This is a genomic window from Leeuwenhoekiella marinoflava DSM 3653, from assembly GCF_900129005.1.
GTDB lineage: Bacteria > Bacteroidota > Bacteroidia > Flavobacteriales > Flavobacteriaceae > Leeuwenhoekiella > Leeuwenhoekiella marinoflava.
Genome location: NZ_FQUN01000027.1, coordinates 58,792 through 65,568, shown reverse-complemented (window position 1 = coordinate 65,568; position 6,777 = coordinate 58,792). Strand labels below are relative to the sequence as shown.

The 6,777-nt window shown below is 40.5% G+C and carries 5 protein-coding genes and 1 riboswitch; of the genes, 2 read left to right on the top strand and 3 right to left on the bottom strand.

Features of this window, described 5'->3' with window-relative positions:
• Positions 1 to 677: 677 nt before the first annotated feature.
• On the bottom strand, positions 678 to 1,994 hold the full coding sequence (locus tag BUB91_RS19535; RefSeq protein ID WP_073100948.1) for a Na+/H+ antiporter NhaC family protein: 1,317 nt from the start codon (positions 1,992 to 1,994) through the stop codon (positions 678 to 680).
• A gap of 49 nt (positions 1,995 to 2,043) precedes the next feature.
• Positions 2,044 to 2,141, bottom strand: a riboswitch (SAM-I-IV-variant riboswitch).
• A gap of 230 nt (positions 2,142 to 2,371) precedes the next feature.
• On the opposite strand from BUB91_RS19535, the gene BUB91_RS19530 reads away from it, so the two are divergent.
• Positions 2,372 to 2,842, top strand: a complete 471-nt coding sequence (locus tag BUB91_RS19530) for a nucleoside deaminase (protein ID WP_073100946.1) — start codon at positions 2,372 to 2,374, stop codon at positions 2,840 to 2,842.
• 690 nt (positions 2,843 to 3,532) lie between these two features.
• Here the strand turns inward: BUB91_RS19530 and BUB91_RS19525 are convergent.
• Positions 3,533 to 3,790 (bottom strand): hypothetical protein, encoded by a 258-nt coding sequence (locus BUB91_RS19525; RefSeq protein WP_073100944.1) that lies wholly within the window; start codon positions 3,788 to 3,790, stop codon positions 3,533 to 3,535.
• 173 nt (positions 3,791 to 3,963) lie between these two features.
• On the opposite strand from BUB91_RS19525, the gene BUB91_RS19520 reads away from it, so the two are divergent.
• Positions 3,964 to 4,791: a hypothetical protein gene (locus tag BUB91_RS19520; protein ID WP_073100942.1), complete on the top strand. Its 828-nt coding sequence runs from the start codon at positions 3,964 to 3,966 to the stop codon at positions 4,789 to 4,791.
• 1,045 nt (positions 4,792 to 5,836) lie between these two features.
• Here the strand turns inward: BUB91_RS19520 and BUB91_RS19515 are convergent.
• Positions 5,837 to 6,595 (bottom strand): helix-turn-helix domain-containing protein, encoded by a 759-nt coding sequence (locus tag BUB91_RS19515; protein ID WP_073100940.1) that lies wholly within the window; start codon positions 6,593 to 6,595, stop codon positions 5,837 to 5,839.
• Positions 6,596 to 6,777 lie beyond the last annotated feature (182 nt).

Here is a 6,777-nt window from a genome sequence, read left to right as displayed (position 1 = left end):
AAAAGAAAAGAGCCCCTCGTTTAGGAATTCTGAACCGAGGGGAAGGGAATACAATTAAAGTTCAGATTTCTATAGCATTATGTTTTCTATAATGCTTATTAAAACGTCAGCACCGGCCTACAAAAATTTATCGTAAAATTTGAAATGAGTGAGCGTAAAATTTTAGACTGTTTGAGCTCTACGAATTTTGATCTTTAGAATACGTTTACAAGCGAGTTTCTAAAATTTAGCGAAAGAATGATAAATTTAGATAAATTTTTTTCAGCCTTGATTTTTTGGTTCTTTGGCATCAAGGCAAAAGAACAGAAATACAAATAGAAGTTCAAGTTTATCAAAACCTAGCGTTTTTTGGTTCGTTTTTTGGGCGATGCAAAAAATGAACAGCATTTACAAAGTAACCATACACTTAATCTTTCGTTTCCGGCACCAAATCAACCAACACAAAGACGTGCTTTGTCGAATCAAAGCAAAAGAACAGAAATACAAATAGAAAGTTAGTATGTTTCGATAAAGTCTTAAATTTTAGAATGTAGTAGTAGGACTTAGACTGCTTTATGAACTCCCTATTAGATTGCACCCTTTTCAAAAGATAAATTCTGAACGCAAGGACCCTATGAATTAGAAACAGATCAATTGTAAAATCAATTGGATTCCCGTTATAAAAGCAGGTCTCCCTATTAAACACCTTGAGATTTCGCTTTGCGCATGGGCATTAGCACAATAAAGAGCAGCGTACACACCAGCAACAAGAGCAAATACCAGGTGTTGGTCATCAGATCTACATAGTTGATACGTCCCTTAGAAAAACTCAGGATCATTAAAACCTGTGCCCCATACGGCAATAGTCCCTGTACGATACAGGCAAAAATATCTAAAATAGATGCCGTCTTTTTTGCATCTAAAGCATATTCATCATTAATGGTTTTAGCTATGGGCCCGGCAATGATAATAGATACCGTATTGTTTGCAATAGCCATATTGAGCGAACTCACTAAAGTAGCAACCCCCAGCTCTGCAGTCTTTTTATTTTTAATCAGTTTCTTAATGTTAACCAGTATAAAGTCGATCCCCCCATTACGTGCTACCAGTGCTGCGAGACCGCCGGTTAGCAGCGACAGCAAAAAGATTTCGGTCATCGAGGTAAAACCCTCGTAGGCAATTTTGGTGGACTCCAAAAGTGTAAAGTCCCCGTAAACAATACCCAGTATCCCTGCGGCAAGCACGCCCAGAAAAAGCGTGATAAACACATTAAGCCCCAGTATAGAAAGTACAATCACCAGAATATAAGGGCTTATTTTAAGTACCTCATAGCTATAGGTCTCCGTACCTTGGGCAGTGCTGGTAAGATCTGCCCCTTCAACGATTAAAATAGCGATCGTAACCAGAGCTGCAGGCACCGCGATTTTAATGTTCTGTCTAAATTTAGCACTCATTTTGGTCCCCAGCGACTGGGTAGCCGCAATAGTGGTATCGGAGATTACCGATAAGTTATCTCCAAACATACTTCCGCCCAAAAGCGCCCCGCATAGAATCGCCAGATCGGCACTGCTACTAGCTGCAAAACCCACCACGATAGGAGCCAGGGCTACAATCGCACCAACCGACGTACCGGTGGAAACCGATAAGAAACCCGCAATGACAAAAATACCCACATAGATATACTGTATCGCCATATAATCTAAGCCCATGTTTACAATCGCATCCACACTGCCGGTAGCATCGGTAAGGGCGGCAAAAGCCCCTGCAAGCAGATAAATCAAACACATCGTGAGTATTTTATCATCTCCACAGCCTTTTAAAAGCGTAGCGATCTTAGACGATATCGACTGTCTAAACATGATAAACGCGACTACAATCCCCACAATAACCGCTACCGGTGCCGGCAGTACATAAAAATCATCTTGATAGATCCCCACCCCTAAAAAGGTGGCTACAAAAACGAATAAAGGAAGTAGTGCTGAAAATTTAGGGATACGTTGTGTGGTCTGTGCCATAGCTCTTTTTTAGCTCAAAAAAGGAAACAGCCGTAAGTACAAAGAGGTATGCGTTAACAAGGTTTCCAAGTATTTGGCTTATCTATTGTAGCACCTTGCTCGTTAATGCAGGTTGCTATCTCCCTGATGAGATTCTGGATAATTGATTTAAGCCGGTAAAAGTAGTTTAGGAACTACGATTTAACAGCCTAAAAAAGTTAATCTTTTTATAAGATATCCCCGAAGCCTGTTTTCTAAGCGAAACCGGAGAGAGGAAGTGGGGTTCAAACCTAAGAAATTCCTCGTTTTAAAGTAGAAAATTTAAAAATACTTGGGGTTTAAAAGACTACCAATTCTAAACTAAAAGGAACCTGTATCTTTACACCAAAACAACGACGATGAATAACGAAACGTATATGCAGGAAGCGGTAAACGCCGCATTAAGCGGAATGCAAAACAACGAAGGCGGACCCTTTGGCTGTGTGATTGTAAAAGACGGAAAAATCATAGGCAAAGGCAACAATAAAGTAACCTCTACCAACGATCCCACCGCACACGCTGAAGTCACCGCCATACGCGACGCCTGCAAAAACTTGAACTCGTTTCAACTGGAAGGCTGTACCATTTATACCTCCTGCGAACCCTGCCCCATGTGTCTGGGCGCGATCTATTGGGCAAGACCCGATAAAGTCTATTACGGCAGTACCCAAACCGATGCCGCAAACATAGGTTTTGACGATGCCTTTATCTACAAAGAAATAGAACTTCCCTATAACCAACGCAGCATCCCTTTTGAACAGTTGGCTCCCGAAATCGCCATCAAAGCCTTTAAGGAATGGACGGAAAAGGAAGATAAAACGGAGTATTAGAATTAATGAAAAAGATTCTAATGGAATAAGAATAGCTGTTCAAGGGCTTTTAAAAGATGCTTATTAAAACGTCAGTATCGGCCTACAAGAAGGTATCGTAAAATTTGAAATGAGGGAGCGTAAAATTTTAGACTGTCTGAGCCAACGGATTTACATTCTTACACATATTAGCAAAGCGAGTTTCTAAAATTTAGCGAGTGAATGATAAATTTAGATAGCGTCTTGTCAGCCTAGATTTTTTTGGTTCGTTTTTTCATCGATGGAAAAAATGAACAGAATTTACAAAGTAAGTGTATACTTGATTTTGGTTCTTTGGCATCAAGGCAAAAGAACAGAAATACAAATAGAATTCTAAGCTTATTCAAACATCAGTACCGGCCTACTTTTTAGATCCGTAGTAAAACAAGCAAATACCGCAGCGTTGGGTGTGGAGGATGGCATCCGACGAGTGGAACGAGAGGAATGCACAGGCGCAGCGAATTTGCAGTTCATTTAACCCTTCATATATATTATAAGTCCTACAAGGCGTCTATTGAATTTAGTACCAGTCTAAAAAACTTTTTCGTAACACATGAATATACTTGTAAACGGCCTCAGTAGACTTTGGTTAAAACTATAGGTGAAAGGAGCGTTTATATTCTGGAGTAGAAGTAATAAAGTGTATTGGACAGACAAGTTTATAAAATGTATTCAAACCATTTTATGGGGTAAGCCTCCTTTCCAGAATATAGCGAGTGAACCGTGATAGTTTCCAAAGTATACTGCAGCCTTGATCTTTTGGTTCTTTGGCATCAAGGCAAAAGAACAGGAATATGAATAGGAGTTATAGGTTCTATAGGGTGTTCTATTCATTTTCTTGAGCCGCGTCATTCTAATTATCTCAGGAGCTCGTGAACCTTCTACCCCTCGTTCCCGCGCGATTGCATCGCGTGCGCCTTTTACAAACAACTAAATATTTAATTTTCAATATTTTAAAAGCTATTTAAACTATATTTTTTTAAAGACAAGGCTTTTCCATTACGATATTCATAAAAATAAGTATAAAACACTGATAAACAGCGTTTTGATATTGACAAAGCTTGAAAAATGAACTACCTTAACAGGCTTAAAAACAGAAGACTATGGCAAAACCGGTATCTAAATTAGGGGATTTTAAAGGTACTATCGACGGAATTACCTATTACACCCTAAATGGCGAACGCATATGCCGCAAAGCGGCACCGCCTTCTAAAGAACAAATCCATAACGATCCCCGCTTTGCAGCGGTAAAACAAAACAATAACGAATTCGGGGGTGCTTCTGCCTATGCCAAAGCCATCAGAAACGAACTCGCGCCGTACCTGAATACCTTTAAAGACACGAGCTTTAACAACCGACTTACCAGCTGTTGCCTAAAAATGGCCAAAAAGGGCAGGGGAATACCGGGACAGCGCAGCATCAATGCCCACAATCTTTCCGAAGCACTCATCGGCATCGAACTCCATAATAAATATGAGTTTGACAAACAACTGAAGTATTCACCCCGGCTGCAACGGACCGCCAAAGGGATATACATTGATTTTTCAGGGATGCAGCCCCATGACCTAGTGGGTACACCCAAATTTGCAAATCAATTTAAGCTCATAGCCCTACAAATCACCCTTCCGGAATACACCTGGGATACAAGCATTCAAAAATACACCCCGGTAAAGCCAGGAGTTGCACCCGCAAATACCCACCTGACCACACCGCCCATAGCAATAAGCGATATTCCGGAACCACTGGAGTTCTATATACCGATTCCCAAAAATAAAACCCATAAACCCATACAATCCAATCCTTCGCCAGCTGCCCATGAAGCAAAAGAAACCCATATACTCTGGCTGGGAATCCAGTATGGTAAACAGCATAACGGTCAATTTATAGCATTAGAAACAGGCCGAGCCATGCAATGTATCGCCGTATACTAAGCCTTTTCTCAAAATCTCAACGCTTCCTATAACCAGGTTGACCCGCAGTTCACCCGAGGTTCACCCGACCTTCACCCGACCTTCACCCGGGGATACGCCCATGAAAAGCCCATGATACCTCCATGATACCTCCGGCATACCGCTTCCCAGATACTCCAACCAAATACTTTAAAAGCTAGGTTTCATTTGATAACAATCAATACCAGAACTTTGATTAAATTTTACGCTTTAGCCTTATAGACGTCAGGAAATTCACGAGTTCCCGAGAAATTAAAATGGCACGAGCTAAACCGACGTCAGGAGATTCACGAGTTCCGAGAAAATTAAAATCCACGAGTAAAGAAAATGAACAGAACATGATGTAGAAACTAAGCTTATCCTAACTCAAAAACATCTCCTCATTCCCAACCCTTCTCCCGCCGGAGAAGAGAGCTTGATCTTAAGATTTTAAAATTGTTATCTACAATTATTCATACCCGAAGGGTTAAACGAATTACAATCCCTCGGTTCAGAATAGCTGCAGATAGCTCCGAGATTCAGGAGCAATAGCGACGCGGAGCTGACAAGCTGGTTTTCGCCCATAAGGCGAAAAATTCCTAAGCGAGGGTGTCTTTTCTTTTCTGCATCCGACGACTGCAGGAAGCCAAATGCACTGCTCAAAGAGAACAGTGATTTCCCTAACTCGTAGAGGTCTGAAGCAAACCGACTGGAGGTTCACGAGCTCAAAAACCAATGAACAACAGCGAGCTAAATCGACGACAGGAGATTCACGAGTTCCCGAGAAAATTAAAATGCCACGAGTAAAGAAAATGAACAGAACACGCTATAGGTATAGGCACATTCAAGCTGACCAATTAAAATCAATAAAAACTACAGATTAAAAAGGGTCTTTTCTTTTCTGCATCCAACGACCGCAGGAAGCCAAATGCACAGCTCCAAGTAAAGCATTACTTAAACTAACTTTTGAGAAGTTTGAGTAAAGAAAATGAACAGAACATGCTATAGATATAGGCACATTCAAATAAACTTGAAATCAGCTCCAAACTCACATCAACTTATTCACCGTAGCATACGAGATCGCTTCATAAATCGTCGAAACGCCCAACTTTTCAAACAATTTTTTACGATGAAATTTCACCGTATTGGATGAAATATAAAGCAGTTCTGCAATTTCAGTAATGGCATAACCTCTCATCGCATAGTGCAGGATTTCCTGTTCCCGTTTGGTAAGTTCAATTTTTTCTACCGTTTTCCAGCAATCCGTTGCTAAATCATAGATGCGCTTTTCAGTACTGCCTTTTTGGGTAATCGTGATATTACCCGACTGCTGTTGGGTTGACAGGGATACAAAACAAATGGCCTTCCAGATTTTTCCGCTTTCGGTTAAAAAAAGCGGCGTCAGGCTTTGGTTGATCAGCAGCGTTTTACCGGCTTCCGTTTTTAAATGAAAATCATAAGAAATGCTATATTCCTTCCGTTCTTCAAGAGGTTTGGTTTCATAAAAATCAAACCCGATGGTATTAATTTTCAGCAGAAGTTCTAAATCGGCTTGCGGCACGTACTTAAAATAAAAGGCATAACCCATTTCTTGCACTTCCGCAGCTGTATTTCCGCATAAAAACAACGGATTATCCGATGCATATTCAAATCCTTTTTGCTCATAATCAATTACATAAACACTTTGATAGGTCGTTCTGGTAAACGCCTCTACAACTTCAAGATAATTTGCGGTTTGCCGTTTATCGGTATCTGTTAGCGTTTTGATGCTGTTTTTAAGCGAGAAAAAAGAATTAAGGTCTGCCATACTAACAAATATAAGTTTTCTACAAACTACTCCTGAGGGTAGTTTTAACGGTCTAAATGCTTCTTGTGCAACCGGTGATTCTTCAAAACTACTCGCAAGGGTAGCACAATACCCTTTTGATAACCATATCTTTACTCGATAATCGACATTTAAATGTTATCAGGCTTGCTTAGAAGTCAAAA

Bases quoted from the DNA above. Each gene is read 5' to 3' on its own strand.
- BUB91_RS19520 (WP_073100942.1), top strand. From the start codon at position 3,964: ATGGCAAAACCGGTATCTAAATTAGGGGATTTTAAAGGTACTATCGAC.
- BUB91_RS19515 (WP_073100940.1), bottom strand. From the start codon at position 6,595: ATGGCAGACCTTAATTCTTTTTTCTCGCTTAAAAACAGCATCAAAACG.
- BUB91_RS19530 (WP_073100946.1), top strand. From the start codon at position 2,372: ATGAATAACGAAACGTATATGCAGGAAGCGGTAAACGCCGCATTAAGC.
- BUB91_RS19535 (WP_073100948.1), bottom strand. From the start codon at position 1,994: ATGGCACAGACCACACAACGTATCCCTAAATTTTCAGCACTACTTCCT.